12 protein-coding genes and 1 pseudogene are annotated in these 17,162 nt (G+C 58.3%); 5 read left to right on the top strand and 8 right to left on the bottom strand.

Features of this window, described 5'->3' with window-relative positions; translation table 11 throughout:
* Window positions 1-149 precede the first annotated feature (149 nt).
* Window positions 150-869, bottom strand: a complete 720-nt coding sequence (locus AC1MDT_RS18290; RefSeq protein ID WP_480418381.1) for an autoinducer binding domain-containing protein — start codon at window positions 867-869, stop codon at window positions 150-152.
* A 320-nt stretch (window positions 870-1,189) separates the two neighbouring features.
* Between AC1MDT_RS18290 and AC1MDT_RS18285 the strand changes: the two genes are divergently transcribed.
* Window positions 1,190-1,966: a ferredoxin--NADP reductase gene (locus AC1MDT_RS18285; protein WP_480418380.1), complete on the top strand. Its 777-nt coding sequence runs from the start codon at window positions 1,190-1,192 to the stop codon at window positions 1,964-1,966.
* Between the two features lie 131 nt (window positions 1,967-2,097).
* Here the strand turns inward: AC1MDT_RS18285 and mscL are convergent, their stop codons facing one another.
* Window positions 2,098-2,511, bottom strand: coding sequence for a large-conductance mechanosensitive channel protein MscL (gene mscL, locus AC1MDT_RS18280; protein WP_480418379.1), 414 nt, complete (start codon window positions 2,509-2,511; stop codon window positions 2,098-2,100).
* A gap of 566 nt (window positions 2,512-3,077) precedes the next feature.
* Here mscL and radA point away from each other — a divergent pair.
* Window positions 3,078-4,445 (top strand): DNA repair protein RadA, encoded by a 1,368-nt coding sequence (gene radA, locus AC1MDT_RS18275; protein WP_140669448.1) that lies wholly within the window; start codon window positions 3,078-3,080, stop codon window positions 4,443-4,445.
* A gap of 132 nt (window positions 4,446-4,577) precedes the next feature.
* On the opposite strand, the gene AC1MDT_RS18270 is transcribed toward radA, so the two are convergent.
* Window positions 4,578-4,946: a PilZ domain-containing protein gene (locus tag AC1MDT_RS18270; RefSeq protein WP_480418378.1), complete on the bottom strand. Its 369-nt coding sequence runs from the start codon at window positions 4,944-4,946 to the stop codon at window positions 4,578-4,580.
* 160 nt (window positions 4,947-5,106) lie between these two features.
* On the opposite strand from AC1MDT_RS18270, the gene AC1MDT_RS18265 reads away from it, so the two are divergent.
* The 3 genes from AC1MDT_RS18265 to yjiA all read left to right on the top strand — a co-directional run bounded on the left by AC1MDT_RS18265 (window position 5,107) and on the right by yjiA (window position 8,525).
* Window positions 5,107-7,173, top strand: a complete 2,067-nt coding sequence (locus AC1MDT_RS18265) for a carbon starvation CstA family protein (protein ID WP_480418377.1) — start codon at window positions 5,107-5,109, stop codon at window positions 7,171-7,173.
* Between the two features lie 15 nt (window positions 7,174-7,188).
* Window positions 7,189-7,386 (top strand): YbdD/YjiX family protein, encoded by a 198-nt coding sequence (locus tag AC1MDT_RS18260; RefSeq protein ID WP_007895266.1) that lies wholly within the window; start codon window positions 7,189-7,191, stop codon window positions 7,384-7,386.
* A 167-nt stretch (window positions 7,387-7,553) separates the two neighbouring features.
* Window positions 7,554-8,525 carry a GTPase gene (yjiA, locus tag AC1MDT_RS18255; RefSeq protein WP_480418376.1) on the top strand — a complete coding sequence of 324 codons (972 nt, stop codon included), beginning with the start codon at window positions 7,554-7,556 and terminating at the stop codon, window positions 8,523-8,525.
* A 102-nt stretch (window positions 8,526-8,627) separates the two neighbouring features.
* On the opposite strand, the gene AC1MDT_RS18250 is transcribed toward yjiA, so the two are convergent.
* The 5 genes and pseudogenes from AC1MDT_RS18250 to AC1MDT_RS18230 form a co-directional block, all read right to left on the bottom strand.
* Window positions 8,628-9,305, bottom strand: coding sequence for a GntR family transcriptional regulator (locus AC1MDT_RS18250; RefSeq protein ID WP_480418375.1), 678 nt, complete (start codon window positions 9,303-9,305; stop codon window positions 8,628-8,630).
* A gap of 24 nt (window positions 9,306-9,329) precedes the next feature.
* Window positions 9,330-10,034 (bottom strand): FadR/GntR family transcriptional regulator, encoded by a 705-nt coding sequence (locus AC1MDT_RS18245; RefSeq protein ID WP_480418374.1) that lies wholly within the window; start codon window positions 10,032-10,034, stop codon window positions 9,330-9,332.
* 83 nt (window positions 10,035-10,117) lie between these two features.
* Window positions 10,118-11,427: pseudogene (locus AC1MDT_RS18240) on the bottom strand (C4-dicarboxylate transporter DctA).
* A 354-nt stretch (window positions 11,428-11,781) separates the two neighbouring features.
* Complete coding sequence (glyA, locus tag AC1MDT_RS18235; RefSeq protein ID WP_201116261.1) at window positions 11,782-13,035, bottom strand: serine hydroxymethyltransferase; 1,254 nt, start codon at window positions 13,033-13,035, stop codon at window positions 11,782-11,784.
* A gap of 249 nt (window positions 13,036-13,284) precedes the next feature.
* Window positions 13,285-17,133, bottom strand: coding sequence for a sensor domain-containing protein (locus tag AC1MDT_RS18230; protein ID WP_480418373.1), 3,849 nt, complete (start codon window positions 17,131-17,133; stop codon window positions 13,285-13,287).
* Window positions 17,134-17,162 lie beyond the last annotated feature (29 nt).

The raw sequence follows: 17,162 nt of genomic DNA, 5'->3' as shown, positions 1-17,162 counted from the left end.
GGTAATCAACGGGGTGTCCCGCCGCCAAGAGGCGTTGTCGCGGGCAGAACCGGCCGAGTGGACTGCATCGTGCGGGTTGGCACGACCTCACTCAGGAGGGACTGCAAATGGTACGTTTTTTTCTTTTGGATTACTCGCGGGTTTTTTGATCACTCGGGGAGATAGCCGGCTTTGGCGGCGGCAATGACGGCCGAAAGCTTGTTATTGACGCTGAATTTTTCAATCGCCTTCTGCACATGAAAATTAACGGTGCGAGGGGTGACGTTGAGGATGACGGCACTCTCGCCAGCCGTCTTGCCATCCGCTGCCAGTTTCAATACGTCGATTTCACGTTGTGATAAATGCGGTGGAGGCGGTTTTACGGTTTGCCTGGGAAACGTCCGCGCCATCAGCCGATGGAGGTGCCGGCCCATGAACATTGAAAAACCAAGGTTTTCATACAGATCCAGCGCTGTAACCGGGCAATGGCTGCGGGCCAGGCTCAAGATGCTGCAAAAGCCGCTTTCTTCGTCATGAACGGAATGCGACCAGCCGTGCTGCAAGCCTCGGTACTCAAGCGCGTCCCATAACCATGAAACCTTGGAGAACAATTCTTCACTCCACACAATCGGCAACATACTCTGATTGCAGTGAGCCACTACCGGATCAATATCGCGGTGCTGTTTCTGTTCATACTCGGTGTTGTAATCCGTCGGGTAGTTATTGAATCGCACGGTGTTCGTCGGGCCGGCCTTTGCTGCACAGGTGGTTGAAAAGGCGAAAAATTTGAACCCGAGGTTTTTCGCGAAATCGAGTGAGATTCGATAGGCAGTATTGATATCTGTCGTACATGAAAGCTGATTGAGCTGCGATTCCTTCCACCTCTCCATTAGGAACTCCATCTGTAAATTTACGCGGGGATGTTTTTGGATCCGAGACCCGGCACGTTGCGAGTGTAGGATGATTCCGATAAACGTGTCTAAATTTTTCGATGTTATTAGCTTATAAAAATAAATATTCAGTTCTAATGCGGATTTAATTTTTTCAGAACTTTTGAATGATGGCATTAATGTGATCGCTATTAATCTATGTGTTAACCCAGTTAGTGAAAGTGGTATTTGAGAGTTACTATCAAAGTCACTACAAATCGTCGGTGTTTAATTCGTATGCTTTGGGGGAGACTAGGGCTGCCAGTTCAACGGAGCACCCCATGACCGCCAGCGCAGAAAAATTCACGCGCCAGACCTTGCTCGACGTTCGGCCGTTGACCCCGAACCTGTTCACGCTACGCACCACCAGGGACCCGGGCTTCCGATTCCGTGCCGGGCAATTCGCCCGGTTGGGTGTGACCAAGGCTGACGGCAGCACGGTATGGCGCGCCTATTCCATGGTGTCGTCGCCCTATGACGAGTTTCTCGAGTTCTTTTCAATCGTCGTGCCTGGCGGCGAATTCACCAGTGAATTAAGCCGTCTGGAAGTCGGCGATACGTTGCTGGTTGACCGCCAGGCCTTTGGTTACCTGACGCTTGATCGCTTTGTCGACGGGCGTGACCTGTGGCTGTTATCCACAGGCACTGGCGTGGCGCCGTTCCTGTCGATTCTGCAGGACTTCGAGGTCTGGGAAAAATTCGAGCGGATCATCCTGGTGTACAGCGTGCGTGAAGCCCGGGAACTGGCCTATCAGGAGCTGATTGCGGGGCTGGCGCAGCGCGATTATCTGGCGGAGTTCGCACACAAGTTGCAGTTCATTGCCACCGTCACTCGCGAGGAGTATCCGGGCGCCATGAGTGGCCGAATCACCGCCCTTATCGACAGTGGCGAGCTGGAGCGGGCAGCCAGTGTGACCCTGACGGCTGAGCACTCACGGGTCATGCTCTGCGGCAATCCGCAGATGATCGATGACACGCGCCAGTTGCTCAAACAGCGCGATATGCACTTGAGCCTCAGCCGTCGCCCCGCGCAAGTGGCAGTGGAAAACTACTGGTAATAAAACGGCGCCTGTAGGAGCGAGCTCGCTCGCGATGGACTCAAGAGCGCCGCGTTTAGCCAGTAAACACGCGTTATCGTTAGCGATCATCGCGAGCGAGCTCGCTCCTACAGGCGCCGTTTCTTCTTCCGCTATGGCCGGTTGTTCTGGGCCTTCAACAGATCGCGGATCTCACTCAGCAGCTCCTCTTCCTTGGTTGGAACCGGCGGCAACGTGGGGGCGACGGCTTCTTCGCGTTTCAGACGGTTGATGGCTTTGACGCCCATGAAGATCGCGAAGGCGATAATAACGAAGTCGATCATGCTCTGGATGAATTTGCCGTACGCCAGCACCACTGCCGGGACGTTGCCGTTGGCGGCCTTGAGCGTAATGGCCAGGTCAGCGAAGTCCACCCCGCCGATCAGCAGGCCGATGGGTGGCATTACGACATCGCCGACGAACGACGATACGATCTTGCCGAACGCGGCGCCGATGATGATGCCGACGGCCATGTCGACGACATTGCCTTTGACCGCGAAGGCCTTGAACTCATTGAGCACGCCCATAGGTTATTTCCTTGTGACAGATGAGGTTGGTGAACGCAGTGTAAATCAGCAAAACGCATCTTGCTCGAAACACCAGCTGATGGCGCTTGCCGCTATCGACCAGGTCCCCGGTAAAAAGCTTACAAAAAACCCATCACTCTTGTGCTGGCTGCTCAATGAGCATTTCTATTTTTGTTTCTGTAAGTCGCTGACAGTGCTGGGTAGATGGAACATGAATAAAATTTAATGTTTGAATTGGCAGAGGTGTAAAAATATCGACAATGTGTAAGAGGGATGAATCACTTTTACGCAGAGACGAGAGGTGCATGTATATATTAAAAATCTGATTGTTAGGAGTAGAGTTGTACAGCCATGTTTTATTTATTAAAGGCTTGTACAAGGTTGAAGTCGAATTATTGAGATGGGTTGGAAGTGGGTGGGAAGTTGTACAGGTTTTCACGAGTTTCAATCCGTTAAAATGTCTTTCATTCATTCGGTAAAGTTGCTGCCAGAAAATCTGCCACACCACCGCGTCGCGCTGATCCCGTCCACCTGAGTTATCATCGCGGTTTTTGCCGGGAGTTCAGATGGCCAAGGCCAAGCGCATGTATGGCTGCACCGAGTGCGGCTCGACTTTCCCCAAGTGGGCCGGCCAGTGCGGCGAGTGCGGGGCCTGGAACACCCTGACCGAAACCATGGTCGAGAGCGGCGGTGCTGCGCCTCCCAGCGGGCGTACCGGCTGGACCGGGCAACAGGCGCAGATCAAGACCCTGGCCGAAGTCAGCGTCGAGGAAATCCCACGTTTTTCCACCGCGTCCAGCGAACTTGATCGTGTGCTGGGTGGCGGACTGGTGGACGGCTCGGTGGTGCTGATCGGCGGCGACCCCGGTATCGGTAAATCGACCATTCTTCTGCAAACCTTGTGCAACCTGGCCAAGAGCATGCCGGCGCTCTATGTCACTGGCGAAGAATCCCAGCAACAGGTGGCCATGCGCGCCCGTCGTCTCGGATTGCCGCAGGATCAGCTACGGGTGATGACCGAAACCTGCATCGAAACCATTATCGCCACGGCTCGGGTCGAAAAGCCCAAGGTGATGGTGATCGACTCGATCCAGACGATTTTCACCGAACAACTGCAATCGGCACCGGGTGGCGTGTCCCAGGTTCGTGAAAGTGCGGCATTGCTGGTGCGTTATGCCAAGCAGAGTGGAACGGCGATTTTCCTCGTCGGCCACGTGACCAAAGAAGGTGCGTTGGCCGGACCGCGCGTGCTGGAGCACATGGTCGATACCGTGCTGTATTTCGAAGGTGAGTCCGATGGTCGCTTGCGTCTGCTGCGGGCGGTGAAAAACCGGTTCGGCGCCGTCAATGAACTGGGCGTGTTCGGCATGACCGACAAAGGCCTGAAAGAAGTCTCCAACCCGTCAGCCATTTTTCTGACCCGTGCTCAGGAAGAAGTGCCGGGCAGTGTGGTCATGGCGACGTGGGAAGGGACCCGGCCGATGCTGGTGGAAGTCCAGGCACTGGTCGATGACAGTCACTTGGCCAACCCGCGCCGAGTCACGCTGGGCCTGGATCAGAATCGACTGGCGATGTTGTTGGCGGTGTTGCACCGTCACGGTGGCATTCCGACCCACGATCAGGACGTGTTCCTCAATGTGGTCGGTGGGGTGAAGGTGTTGGAAACGGCATCCGACCTGGCGCTGATGGCGGCGGTCATGTCCAGTTTGCGCAATCGGCCATTGCCCCATGACTTGCTGGTGTTCGGCGAAGTCGGTTTGTCTGGTGAGGTGCGCCCGGTGCCGAGCGGCCAGGAGCGGTTGAAAGAAGCCGCCAAGCACGGCTTCAAGCGCGCCATCGTGCCCAAGGGCAATGCGCCGAAAGAGGCGCCGCCAGGCTTGCAGATTATTGCCGTAACGCGCCTGGAACAGGCCCTCGACGCATTGTTCGAATAAATTTATGGGCTGGACTTGGTCTCTGTGGGAGCGAGCTTGCTCGCGATAGCGTCCGTACAGTCGACATAAATATCGCCTGACACTCCGTCATCGCGAGCAAGCTCGCTCCCACATTGGGATGGTGTCGGGCCGTCAGATTTCGATCAGGGCGCCCAGTTCTCGTTCAAGTTCCTTCGGATCGCCCAGGTTGAGCTCGATCAGGCGCCGCAGGCGTTCGATGGATTCCAGGCTGATGTGGCGGCAAACGAACCCCAACTGGCCGTAGTCTTCGTGGGTCAGGTGGACATCCATGGTGATATCGGATTCATCGGTCAGGTGAATGCGGACGGAAAAGTCCTGCTCCCGATTTCCCAGCCACGGCTCGGGGCGCTCTATCAGCAATCCCTTGAGTGACAAGTCGATCAGCTTCACTGGCCAGGTGCGCGTCCCCTGACTCAGCTCGGTTTTGGCATCGAACGCAATACGTTTAAAGCGGCGGCGATCGGCTGGGTGGTCGCTCATGGCGCAATCCTCGGCAAGGTTCGCTGACTATAGACCCGCATCGCCCGAAGCTGCCAGCACTGGCAGGCCTCTAGACCAATGTCGGGGTATGGTCTTTGCTGTCAGGAGCGCTAAACTCGGGGTGGCTGTCTTTCTTGTCCACCTTGGCTGGAATCATAAAATGAAAAACAATAATAGCCTGCTGCGCCATCTGCCCTGGCTGCTGCTGGCAATCGTGGGGGCGTGCGCCCTGGGTGTCGTGGCATTGCGCCGGGGTGAGGCAATCAACGCCTTGTGGATCGTGGTCGCTGCCGTGGCCATCTATCTGGTTGCCTATCGCTATTACAGTCTGTTTATCGCTAACAATGTGATGCAGCTCGACCCGCGACGGGCCACCCCCGCCGTGCTCAACAATGACGGTCTGGACTACGTCCCGACCAACAAACACGTGCTCTTCGGACACCACTTCGCCGCCATCGCTGGCGCGGGGCCGCTGGTCGGCCCGGTATTGGCGGCGCAGATGGGCTACCTGCCCGGTACGCTGTGGCTGATTGCCGGCGTGGTGCTGGCCGGTGCAGTCCAGGACTTCATGGTCCTGTTCATGTCCACCCGCCGCAACGGCCGCTCCCTGGGCGACATGGTCCGTGAAGAAATGGGCCCCATCCCGGGGACCATTGCGTTGTTTGGCTGCTTCCTGATCATGATCATCATCCTCGCGGTGCTGGCACTAATCGTCGTGAAAGCCCTGGCCGAAAGCCCGTGGGGCATTTTCACGGTGATGGCGACCATCCCGATTGCGATGATCATGGGCATTTACATGCGCTACATCCGCCCGGGCCGCATCGGCGAAATCTCCGTGGTCGGCGTGCTGTTGCTGCTGGGTTCGATCTGGCTGGGTGGGCAGATTGCCGCTGATCCGTTCTGGGCCAAGGCGTTCAGTTTCACCGGGATTCAGATCACCTGGATGCTGATCGGCTACGGTTTCGTGGCGGCCGTGCTGCCGGTGTGGCTGATTCTGGCACCACGCGATTACCTGTCGACCTTCCTCAAGATCGGCACCATCGTGGCATTGGCCATCGGTATTCTGGTGACCATGCCGGTGCTGAAAATGCCGGCATTGACCCAGTTCATCGATGGCACCGGGCCGGTGTGGAAGGGCGGTCTGTTTCCATTCCTGTTTATCACCATTGCCTGCGGTGCGGTGTCCGGTTTCCACGCGCTGATTGCGTCCGGGACCACGCCGAAACTGTTGGCCAGTGAAGGTCATGCCCGTTACATCGGTTACGGCGGCATGTTGATGGAATCCTTCGTGGCCATCATGGCGATAGTTGCCGCTTCGGTGATCGAGCCCGGCGTGTATTTCGCCATGAACAGCCCGGCGGCGATCGTCGGGGGTGACGTGATGCAAGTCGCGCAAACAGTCAGCAGCTGGGGGTTCGCGATTACGCCGGAAGCCCTGCAAGCGGTGGCCAAGGACATCGGTGAAACCACCGTCCTGGCTCGCGCCGGTGGCGCGCCGACCCTGGCAGTCGGTATCGCGCAAATCCTGCACAGCGTGCTGCCGGGTGAAGACACCATGGCCTTCTGGTACCACTTCGCGATCCTGTTCGAAGCGCTGTTCATCCTGACGGCGGTGGATGCCGGCACCCGTGCCGGACGGTTCATGCTGCAGGACTTGCTCGGCTCCTTTGTCCCGGCGTTGCGACGCACCGACTCCTGGACTGCCAACTTGATTGCAACGGCCGGTTGCGTGGCGATGTGGGGTTACTTGCTATACCAAGGCGTGATCGACCCCTTGGGCGGGATCAATACCTTGTGGCCGCTGTTCGGTATCTCCAACCAGATGCTGGCCGGTATCGCGCTGATGTTGGCGACCGTCGTGCTGATCAAAATGAAACGCCAGCGCTACGTTTGGGTCACCATGCTGCCTGCCATGTGGCTGCTGATCTGCACCGTCACTGCAGGCTTCATCAAATTGTTCGACGCCAACCCGGCTGTTGGTTTCCTGTCGCTGGCGAAGAAGTACAGCGATGCACTGGCCAACGGTCAGATCCTCGCCCCGGCCAAGGACATCACGCAGATGCAACACGTGATCTACAACGCCTACACCAACGCCACGCTGACGGCGCTGTTCCTGTTCGTGGTCTTCAGCATTCTGTTCTATGCGCTCAAGATCGGCATCGCCGCCTGGGGCACCAAGGAACGTACGGATAAAGAAGCGCCATTCCACGCCGTGCCGGATGCGTAATCGAGGATTGCAAGCATGTTCAATGACCTGAGTCGCCTCGGCAAATACCTCGGTCAGGCCGCGCGCCTGATGGTCGGCATGCCCGACTACGACAATTACGTCGAGCATATGCAAACCAAACACCCGGACAAACCGGTGATGAGTTACGAGATGTTCTTTCGGGAACGTCAGGAAGCTCGTTACGGCGGCAAGGGTGGACCGAAGTGCTGTTAACCCGTTAACCGGGTTGGTGTGATCCCCCCTGTGGGAGCGAGCCTGCTCGCGATGACGGTAGTCCATTCAACATCCGTGTTGACTGACCCGCCGCTATCGCGAGCAGGCTCGCTCCCACATTTGTTCTGCGTTCCTTTTCTGATTTTGTGAAAACAGGAGAATCAGGTTTGCTATCTCCCATCCCGGTCACGATCCTCAGCGGCTTCCTCGGCGCTGGCAAGACCACGCTGTTGCGTCACCTGCTCAAAGCCGAGCACGGCCTGAAAATCGCCGTGATCGAAAACGAATTCAGCGACGCCGGTATCGACACCCAATTGTTGGGAGACGACCCGGTGCAAGTGATGACGCTGTCCAACGGCTGCGTCTGCTGCACCATCCACACCGACTTGACCAAAGCCCTGTACCTGTTGCTTGAACGCCTGGACAGTGGCGAAATCGCGTTTGATCGTCTGGTGATCGAATGCACCGGACTGGCCGACCCGGCGCCGGTGGCGCAAACCTTCTTCATCGATGAAGAACTGCGCGAGCGCTACATCCTCGATGGCATCATCACTCTGGTGGACGCGGCTCACGCCGGCACTCACCTGACCCAGACTATCGCCCAGGCGCAGATCGGTTTCGCCGACCGCTTGCTGGTGAGCAAGCGCGATCTGGTGGATGAACCCACCTTTACCGCACTCAGCGAGCGCCTGACCCGTATCAACCGTCGCGCACCGATCCGTGTGGTCGACCACGGCAAGATCGACCTGGCTGAATTACTCGACGTTCGCGGTTTCAACCTCAATGCCGACCTCGGTGGCGGCATGAGTTTGCGACCCGTGGGCAAGGCGCCTTCCATCGATCGTATTTCCAGCCTGGTACTACGCACCGGCAAGCCGCTGGATATCGACAAGCTCAGCGAGTTCATGAATGAATTGCTGGAAGACCATGGCAAGCAACTGTTGCGTTACAAGGGTGTGTTGAACATAGCGGGCGAGCCACGGCGCATGGTGTTTCAGGGGGTGCTGAAGCTTTACGGTTTCGATTGGGATACCGAGTGGGCAGAAGACGAAGCGCGCGAGAGCGTGATCGTGTTTATTGCCGACGAATTACCTGAAGATAAGATTCGTGAGGGGTTTGCGCGGGTGGCGGTGGAGTAAGTCCCGACATTTTCGGCGAGTGTGATGCCGCCTTCGCGAGCAGGCTCGCTCCCACAGGAAATGCATTTCAAAATGTGGGAGCGAGCCTGCTCGCGAAGGGGTCTAGCCGGCAGCGCGATTCTGGCGCTGTGTCAGCAACGTTTCTTCCAGATGATTCAGATGCCGGTTCAGCAATGTTTGCGCCATCACCGAATCCCCGCGCTCCACAGCCTGCAGAATTTCCTGATGCACCTGCCACACGCAATAGCCCTGCGCTTGTGCATCAAACTGCGCAATTGCCAGCGAAGTAACAGGCACCAAGCTGTCCAGGAAATGCGCTAACGGCGCATTCCCCGCCATTTCCGCCAACCGCAAATGAAACTCCCCCGACAACCGGATTGCTGGCCCACGCTCTGTACATACGCGCTCGCAATCGATCAACGCGCGCAGGCGCTTCAAGTCTTGCGGGCGAGGCTGCTGACAGGCCAGTCGCACCAGCGTCATCTCGGTCAGTCGCCGGGCATGCAGCGTCTGTCGGGTCTGGTCAGTATCAAGCGCGGCGACTCGGGGGCGATGGTGGGTGCGCAGAACAATGATCTGCTGATGGGACAGTCGCGTCAGTACGCCACGAATGTCACTGCGTCGCGCGCTGAACATCCGCGCCAGGCTTTCTTCGGTAAAGCGACTGGCTGCATGGAGGCGCTGTTCGAGTATGGCGTCGAAGATGCGCGAGTAGAGATCTTCCACCGGCGGGGGAAAGGGCAGGGCAGTTAGAGTCTGCAGTGAAGCGAAGCTGTTCATGGCCTGTCTCCAGTTCCAAGGGATTCAACCGCCGAGGTTGTCGTCCGGGATGTTCAATTCGATGCCCATCCGTTGGCCTTCGCAAAGAATGTGGCGACGCATTTCGGCGCTGGCCTGGGCGCTATTCTTGCTGCGGATCGCGCGCACCACGGCTTCGTTTTCCTCAAGGCGTTCTGCCAAATGCTCGGGCGAGTTGCGCAATACGTCGGCGCTTTGCTTGAGGGCATTGCTGGTCTGCTGAACCACACTCTGGAAGATCGGGTTGGACGTCAGGGTGAACAACTCTTCGTGGAACGCGATGTAGGCGTTCACGCCGGCTTCGCTGTCGTTGGCCTCCAGCGCTTCGCGCATGTCCATCAGGGTCAGGCGCAGTTGCCCCACTTCCTTGCTGCTGATCGACTGCGCGACCAAGCCGACGATGAACGGCTCAAGTGTGTAGCGCAGTTGCAGTACGTCTTCCAGGCTCGCGCCGGCCACCGCGCTGTCGTGGCGTTGGCTGTCGCTGAGATTGGCTTCCAGCACCACCACGCCTTTGCCCGGCATCGAACGCACCAGGCCCAGGGTTTCCAGCACGATCACCGCTTCGCGCAGGCTAGGGCGGCTGATACCCAATTGTTCGGCCAGTTCACGCTGCCCCGGCAACATGTCGCCGGAGCGCCACTGACCCCGGGCCAAAGCGGCCCGAAGTTTTTCTACCACTGAAGTTACGACGGTTGATGTGGTGATCACTGTTCGCTCCATGAGCCTCAAAAGTTATTGGGGAGCCGCGAGGGCAGGATCAAAAGATCGCAACCTTCGGCAGCTCCTACGATTCAAAATTCCTGATGCGCCGGTGCGACCGGTTTTTTCGACTGGAAGGTATAACCCTGCTGCCCGGAAAGCACCTTATTCGCGCGCTGGATGTCGATGTCTTTTTCCCAGCGTGCAATGGCCACGGTCGCCACGCAGTTGCCAATCAGATTGGTCAGCGCGCGGCCGATGCCCATGAACCAGTCCACCGCCAGCACCAACACCAGGCCGACCACCGGAATCGCCGGGATCGCCGTCAGTGTTGCCGCCAGAATCACCAGCGCCGAGCCGGGAATGCCGTGGGCGCCTTTGGAGGTGATCAGGGAAACCAGCAGGATTGTCAGCAGATCGGTCATGGCCAGCGGCGTGCCGGTGGCGTTGGCGATGAACACAATAGCCAGGGTCAGGTAGATCGAGAATCCGTCCAGATTGAACGAGTAACCCGTCGGAATCACCAGGCCGACCGTTGAACTGCCAATGCCCAGATGCTCAAGTTTGCGCATGATCTGCGGCAGCACGGCGTCGGAAGAAGCGGTGCCCATGACGATCAGCAGTTCTTCGCGCAGGTACTTGAGCAGCGGCCACATGCGCAAGCCGGACAGGCGCATTACCAGGCCGAGAACCAGCGACACGAACGCCGCGCAGGTCAGGTAAAACAGGCCGACCAGGCTACCCAGGTGCTGCAACGAATCCAGGCCATATTTGCTGGTGGTGAAGGCGATGGCGCCGAACACGCCAATTGGCGCCAGGCGCACGATCATGCCCATGATGCGGAAGATCACGTGGCTCAGTTCATTGATCAGTCGGGAAATGCCGGAAGCCGCTTCGCCCACCAGGTCAGCGCGCTGCCGAACAACACGGAAAACAGCAGGACCTGCAAGATGTTGTTGTCGGCAAAGGCGCCGATCACTGAGGTCGGGATCAGGTCCATCAGGAACTGAGTGGTGGTGTGCATGTGTTGACCGCGCTGGGCAATATCCCCGATGTCGGCGGTGGATAGCTGATCCAGGTGAATATTTGCACCACTGCCGATGCCGGTGCTGAACGCGAACACCAGCCCGATCACCAGGGCGATGGTGGTCAGCACTTCGAAGTAAATCACCGATTTCAAGCCGATGCGTCCGACCTTCTTCAGGTCACCGGCACCGCTGATGCCGCTGACCACCACGCAGAACACGATCAGGCCAATGAGCATCTTGATTAGCTTGATGAAGCCGTCGCCGAGGGGTTTGAGCTGGGCGGAGTATTCGGGAAGGGTCAGCCCGCAGACGATGCCGAGCACCAATCCGAGAACCACTTGAAGGAAGATTGAACGCGAGCACCATCTGAGCATGAGAGGAATCCTGGTCGGTGTCCTGGCAACTGTGCGCGGAGCGCCGCAGATTCAGGACTTAATTATTGTGGTCTTACCGGTATGTCCAGTGCAGGCGCAGTCTACGCTGGATTTTTTTATGATGACAAGTGGAAATACGAAAATTGGCATGACCGGTCTGACCAGTGGCGCGGGTCTCTGTAGGAGCGAGCTCGCTCGCGATGGACGTAAAACGATAACGGGGGCTGCCTGCTTAATCGCAGTGCCCTCTCGCTCTTCGCGAGCGAGCTCGCTCCTACAGGGCGGGGCGAGTCGCGGACGAAAAAAAACCGGCCATCTCTGGCCGGTTTTTTTGACTGCGGTTTGGCGGGCTGATTAAGCGCCGTATACCGGCAGCTTCTTGCAGATGGCCTTGACCTTCTCACGAACGGCGTCGATCACCGCTTCGTTGTTCAGATCAGCCAGGATGTCGCAGATCCAGCCGGCCAGCTCTTTGCACTCTGCTTCCTTGAAGCCGCGAGTGGTCACAGCCGGAGTGCCGAAGCGCAGGCCGGAGGTGACGAACGGGGAGCGAGGATCGTTTGGCACGGAGTTCTTGTTCACGGTGATGAACGCCTTGCCCAGAGCGGCGTCAGCGTCTTTACCGGAGATTTCCTGCTTGATCAGCGACAGCAGGAACAGGTGGTTTTCAGTACCGCCCGATACCACGTCGAAACCGCGCTCGATGAACACGCCGGCCATGGCCTTGGCGTTTTTCACCACTTGTTGCTGGTAGGTCTTGAACTCAGGCTGCAGCGCTTCCTTGAAGCAGATCGCTTTAGCGGCGATCACGTGCTCCAGTGGGCCACCCTGGGCGCCCGGGAATACGGCGGAGTTGAGTTTCTTCTCGATGTCGGCGTTGGCGCGAGCCAGGATCAGGCCGCCACGTGGACCGCGCAGGGTCTTGTGCGTGGTGGTGGTCACGACGTCAGCGAAAGGCACCGGGTTCGGGTAGACGCCAGCGGCGACCAGACCGGCCACGTGAGCCATGTCGACGAACAGGTAGGCGCCGACCTTGTCAGCGATTGCGCGGAAACGCGGGAAGTCCAGGATCTGCGAGTAGGCAGAGAAACCGGCCACGATCATTTTCGGCTTGTGCTCGACCGCCAGACGCTCAACTTCGTCGTAGTCGATCAGGCCATTGGCGTCGATGCCGTATTGGATGGCGTTGTACAGTTTGCCCGAGGACGAAACACTGGCACCGTGGGTCAGGTGACCGCCGTGGGCCAGGCTCATGCCCAGAATGGTGTCACCTGCTTGCAGCAGGGCCAGGTAAACGGCGCTGTTGGCTTGGGAGCCGGCGTGCGGCTGAACGTTGGCGTAATCAGCGCCGAACAGTTCTTTTGCTCGATCAATTGCAAGCTGCTCGACCACGTCGACGAACTCGCAACCACCGTAGTAGCGCTTGCCCGGATAGCCTTCGGCGTACTTGTTGGTCAGTACCGAGCCTTGAGCTTCCATCACCGCTGGGCTGGTGTAGTTTTCCGAAGCGATCAGCTCGATGTGTTCTTCCTGGCGCTGAGCTTCTTGCTCCATGGCGGCAAAAAGGTCGGCGTCGTACTTGGCAATAGTCAAATCACGGCTGAACATGGCGGTCCTCAAGGATCGGGGCAGAAAAGGGGGGCATTCTAACCCAATGGGTTTTAGATGGCATATGAAAGGACATCATGTCGCAGACAAGTGGGCTTCATGACGGGATCAGTGGTGATCATGCGGGCCTCATCGCGAGCAAGCTCGCTCCCACAGTGGATTTTCAGTGGTCACTAATCTTGTGTACACCAGAAAACCCTGTGGGAGCGAGCTTGCTCGCGAAGGGGCCATCCGCAGCACCGCAAAACTTCAGTCAAACATGAACAGCGCATCATTACTGAACTGCGCTTCAAACCGGCTCGCCGGCATCGGCCGCCCAAACAGATAGCCCTGGACCTCATCGCAACCATGCTCACGCAGGAAGTCGAGCTGTTCCTGGGTTTCCACACCCTCGGCGATCACCGCCAGATTGAGGCTGTGGGCCATGGCGATAATCGCGCGGGCAATCTGCGCATCCTGTTCACCCGACGGCAGGCCATCGACAAAGGTGCGGTCGATTTTCAGCACGTCGATCGGGAACTGCTTGAGGTAGTTGAGCGATGAGTAGCCGGTGCCAAAGTCATCAACCGCGATGCTCAGGCCGAGGTTTTTCAGCCCGGCGAGAATCTGCATCGCTTCGCTGACTTCGCGCATCAGGATACTTTCTGTCAGTTCCAGCTCCAGACACGCCGGCGGCAGGCCGGTTTCCTTGAGGATGGTGGCGATCCGGGTCCCCAACTGGCCGTCGGAGAACTGCCGGGCCGAAATGTTGACCGACACCTTTGGCACACGGACCTTGTTCTGATGCCAGGTCTTGAGCTGACGGCAGGCCTCGCTGATCACCCAGTCGCCGACATCGACCACCAGGCCGAGCTCTTCGAGCACCGGAATGAAGTCCCCCGGCGGCACCAGTCCGCGACGTGGATGGCGCCAGCGCAGCAGGGCTTCGGCGCCGGTCAAACGTTTGCCATCACCGCTGAACTGCGGTTGGTAATACAGAACGAATTCGTCTTGTTCCAGGGCGTGACGCAAATCGCTTTCCAGCTCCAGACGCTCCAGGGCGCTGGCGTTCATGTCCGCCTGATAGAACTGGAAATTGTTCTTGCCGCGCTCCTTCGCGTGATACATCGCGGTGTCGGCGTTTTTCATCAGCTGGCTGAGTTCGTTGCCATCCTGTGGGCTCAGGGCGATCCCGATACTGGCCGTGACAAAGAACTCGCGCCCTTCGAGGACGAACGGTTTCACCAGGCTGGCGAGAATCTGTTCGGCGACATGAATCGCCCGGTTCAAGGCGATTTCACGGTTGATGCGCGGTTGCAGCAGCAGGGTGAACTCATCGCCGCCCATGCGTGCCACGGTATCGTCATCGGCGACGCAACCAAGCAGGCGCGTGGCCATTTCCTTGAGCATGCGATCGCCAGCGGCGTGGCCCAGGGAGTCGTTGATCGGCTTGAAGCGGTCCAGGTCGAGGAACATCAGCACGACCCAGGACTTCTGCCGTTCGGCCGATTGCAGCGCGGTGTGCAGGCGATCCTGAAACAGTGTGCGGTTGGGCAGGTGAGTCAGGGCGTCGTAGTAGGCGAGACGGTGGATTCGCTGCTCACTGGCCTTGCGTTCGCTGATGTCGCTGAAGAAAGCTACGTAGCTGGCCAGGTCGCCTTCGTCGTCCAGTACCGCGGTAATCCCGACCCAGGCCGGGTAGTGCTCGCCATTGCGCCGCTTGAGCCAGACTTCACCTTCCCAGGTGCTGTGCTGATGCAGTTGCTTGAGCACGTAGTGCAGATGCGCTTCCTGTTGGTCATCGACGGTCAGCATGCTCGGCAACTGGTCGAGGACTTGTTCTACCGCATAACCGCTGACGCGACTGAAGGCTTCGTTGGCCTGGACAATATAGCCGGCCGGATCGGTAATCAGGATGGCCGAGGTCGAGTGCTCGAATACAGTCGCCGCCATGCGCAAGTCTTTCTCGGCCCTGCGTTGCTGGCTAATGTCACGCCCGACGCCCAGCACACCTTCAAATGCACCTTGCTCGTCCCAGACCAATACCAGCCGCAGTTCAATGGGAATCTTGCGTCCATCGGCCCGCAGGCAATCGAATAAAAACAGTTGGGTTTGCACCTGGCTGCGCAACTGCGCCAGCTGGTCGGGCTTATCCAGCGATTTGTGGACCCGGTCCATCAGGTTGTAAATGCCGGTCAGCTGTTGTGGGTTGGCAATGGTCGATTGCCAGCCGTTCTGGAAAATCCAGCCGGCGTCGTAGCCGAGCACGGCTTTTACCGACGGGCTGACGTAATTGAGCACCATCTTGTTGTCGGTGGAAAAAATCACGTCGCTGATGCTTTCGGCGAGCATCCGGTAGCGCTGCTCGCTGTCGCGCAGGGATTCACTGGCTTCGATTTGTTCGGTGATGTCCTTGGCCACCCCAATGATCCGCGTGACTTGATCATGCTTGTCGCGCGCCAAGGCCTGTTCGCGAATCTCGAAATGCCGCCACTTACCATCCCGGTGCCGGAAACGCAGCTGGCACTGGAGCAACTGCCGGTAGCCGGCGTGTCGCTGTTCCTGGCGCGAGCGGTGGTAGAAATCGGCATCTTCGGGGTTCAGGAGGATTTCCCAGAAATACTCGCCCATCTGGTGCAACTCGGTACGGTTGTAACCGAGCCTCTGGCCCAAGTGGTGGTTGCTGAAGATCATCCGCTGGCTGATCACGTCTTGCACGTAGAGGTGATCCGGCACGGTGCGCACCACATCGGACCAGAATCCTTCTCGCTCCAGCAACGATAGCTCGATGAGCTTGCGGCTGGTGATGTCGGTGATGCTCAGGATCACCGCGTTGTAGTCGTCCTGGTCTTCCGGCAGGCGCAGCACCAGCCACAAGTGCTGGTCGTGGCCATTGGCGTCCTGGAGTTTGATCTCCAGCTCAAGCTGATTCTGCTGGTTGAGTACCGCCTCGAGCATTTGATTGCCGATATCGGTGCTGTCCAGCGGGCCACCACCGACCAGCAGCTTCCAGGCTTGATCGTGGGAATTGACGTTGAGCAGTTGCTGCGCAACCTGGTTGACCTCCGTGACGCGCAGCTCCCGCAGTAATGGCTGACGTTGCCCCGGCTTCTGCAGACAGGCTTGCAATTGCTCGTTGTTTTGCACCTGGGCCTTGTCGAAGGCGCTTTTAAGCCCGGAGACGTCGAGTACACACAGGGCGACGCCGGTGCCTTCGAAAATATCCTGATAGCGCCGACGCCCTTCGTGCAATTGCCGTTGCCGGCGGCGTATGTTCAGCAGAGCGATGAACGGTAACAGGGAGAACGCCAGGCCCAGCAGGCATTTGCCGATGAATGCCGGCAGCAGTTGTTCGAGGACAAGTTGTCGGTCGAACAGCCCGCGCAATTGCCAGTCACTGTTGCTCAAGGGAACAGTCAGCACGCTGTTGGCCACATCGTCCGGGGTCAACATTCCCGGATTGATCGAGGGCAGTCCTTGGTCGCGACTGATGATCTGGTGATTGATGCGGTTTTCCACCAGCCACAGCGGGCGAATGCCAGCTTCATTTTGTTGGGTCAGGGAGGTGAAAAATGTCGGTGTCAGGCGCAAGGTCCAGTAACCGCGGGTGCTGCCGCTGGCTTGATGCAGCAGCAGGTGCACCACCGAGCCGTCATCGGCATTACTGAAGTAATGGGCCTGAGCGTGGCTGCGCCGGACGAGTTCGCTCAGGTAGTCGGCGTCCTCGCTGTTGGCGGCGCTGTCGCTGAGGATTTTCCCGGATGGGCTGAGCAAGGCGAGGCTGCGCAGTTCCGGTATCGATTGTTGCAACGTGCTCAGCAGCGCCTGCAGTTCGTCGGCGCTTTGCGGTTGCTCGACGATCGGCAGCAGGTTGAGAGCAATTTGCGCTTTGAGTGTCATGTTCAGGCTGACTTGCGCGGCCAGATCGGCGGTGTAGTCGATGGTGTACTGACGCTGGCTTTTCTGGGTGGCGCGCAGTTGATCCAGCAGCTGCCAGAACAGCAGTGCGAGCAACAACAGCACAAGCATGGCCAGCGCGCCCTTCAACGTACCGCGCAGGGGGGAGCCGGTTGCGACAGTGGGTGCACTGGTGGTCAGGGGCGGAGTGGCATTAGACAAACTGAAATCCTGCGGATGGGCTGGACTGG

This window comes from Pseudomonas sp. ASL7 (assembly GCF_056680375.1).
Note: the sequence above shows the minus strand (reverse complement) of the source record. Positions and strands in the feature narration are given on the sequence as shown.

Coding starts and splice junctions, on each gene's coding strand:
- AC1MDT_RS18290 (WP_480418381.1), bottom strand. CDS start 869: ATGGAGAGGTGGAAGGAATCGCAGCTCAATCAGCTTTCATGTACGACA.
- AC1MDT_RS18285 (WP_480418380.1), top strand. CDS start 1,190: ATGACCGCCAGCGCAGAAAAATTCACGCGCCAGACCTTGCTCGACGTT.
- mscL (WP_480418379.1), bottom strand. CDS start 2,511: ATGGGCGTGCTCAATGAGTTCAAGGCCTTCGCGGTCAAAGGCAATGTC.
- radA (WP_140669448.1), top strand. CDS start 3,078: ATGGCCAAGGCCAAGCGCATGTATGGCTGCACCGAGTGCGGCTCGACT.
- AC1MDT_RS18270 (WP_480418378.1), bottom strand. CDS start 4,946: ATGAGCGACCACCCAGCCGATCGCCGCCGCTTTAAACGTATTGCGTTC.
- AC1MDT_RS18265 (WP_480418377.1), top strand. CDS start 5,107: ATGAAAAACAATAATAGCCTGCTGCGCCATCTGCCCTGGCTGCTGCTG.
- AC1MDT_RS18260 (WP_007895266.1), top strand. CDS start 7,189: ATGTTCAATGACCTGAGTCGCCTCGGCAAATACCTCGGTCAGGCCGCG.
- AC1MDT_RS18250 (WP_480418375.1), bottom strand. CDS start 9,305: ATGAACAGCTTCGCTTCACTGCAGACTCTAACTGCCCTGCCCTTTCCC.
- glyA (WP_201116261.1), bottom strand. CDS start 13,035: ATGTTCAGCCGTGATTTGACTATTGCCAAGTACGACGCCGACCTTTTT.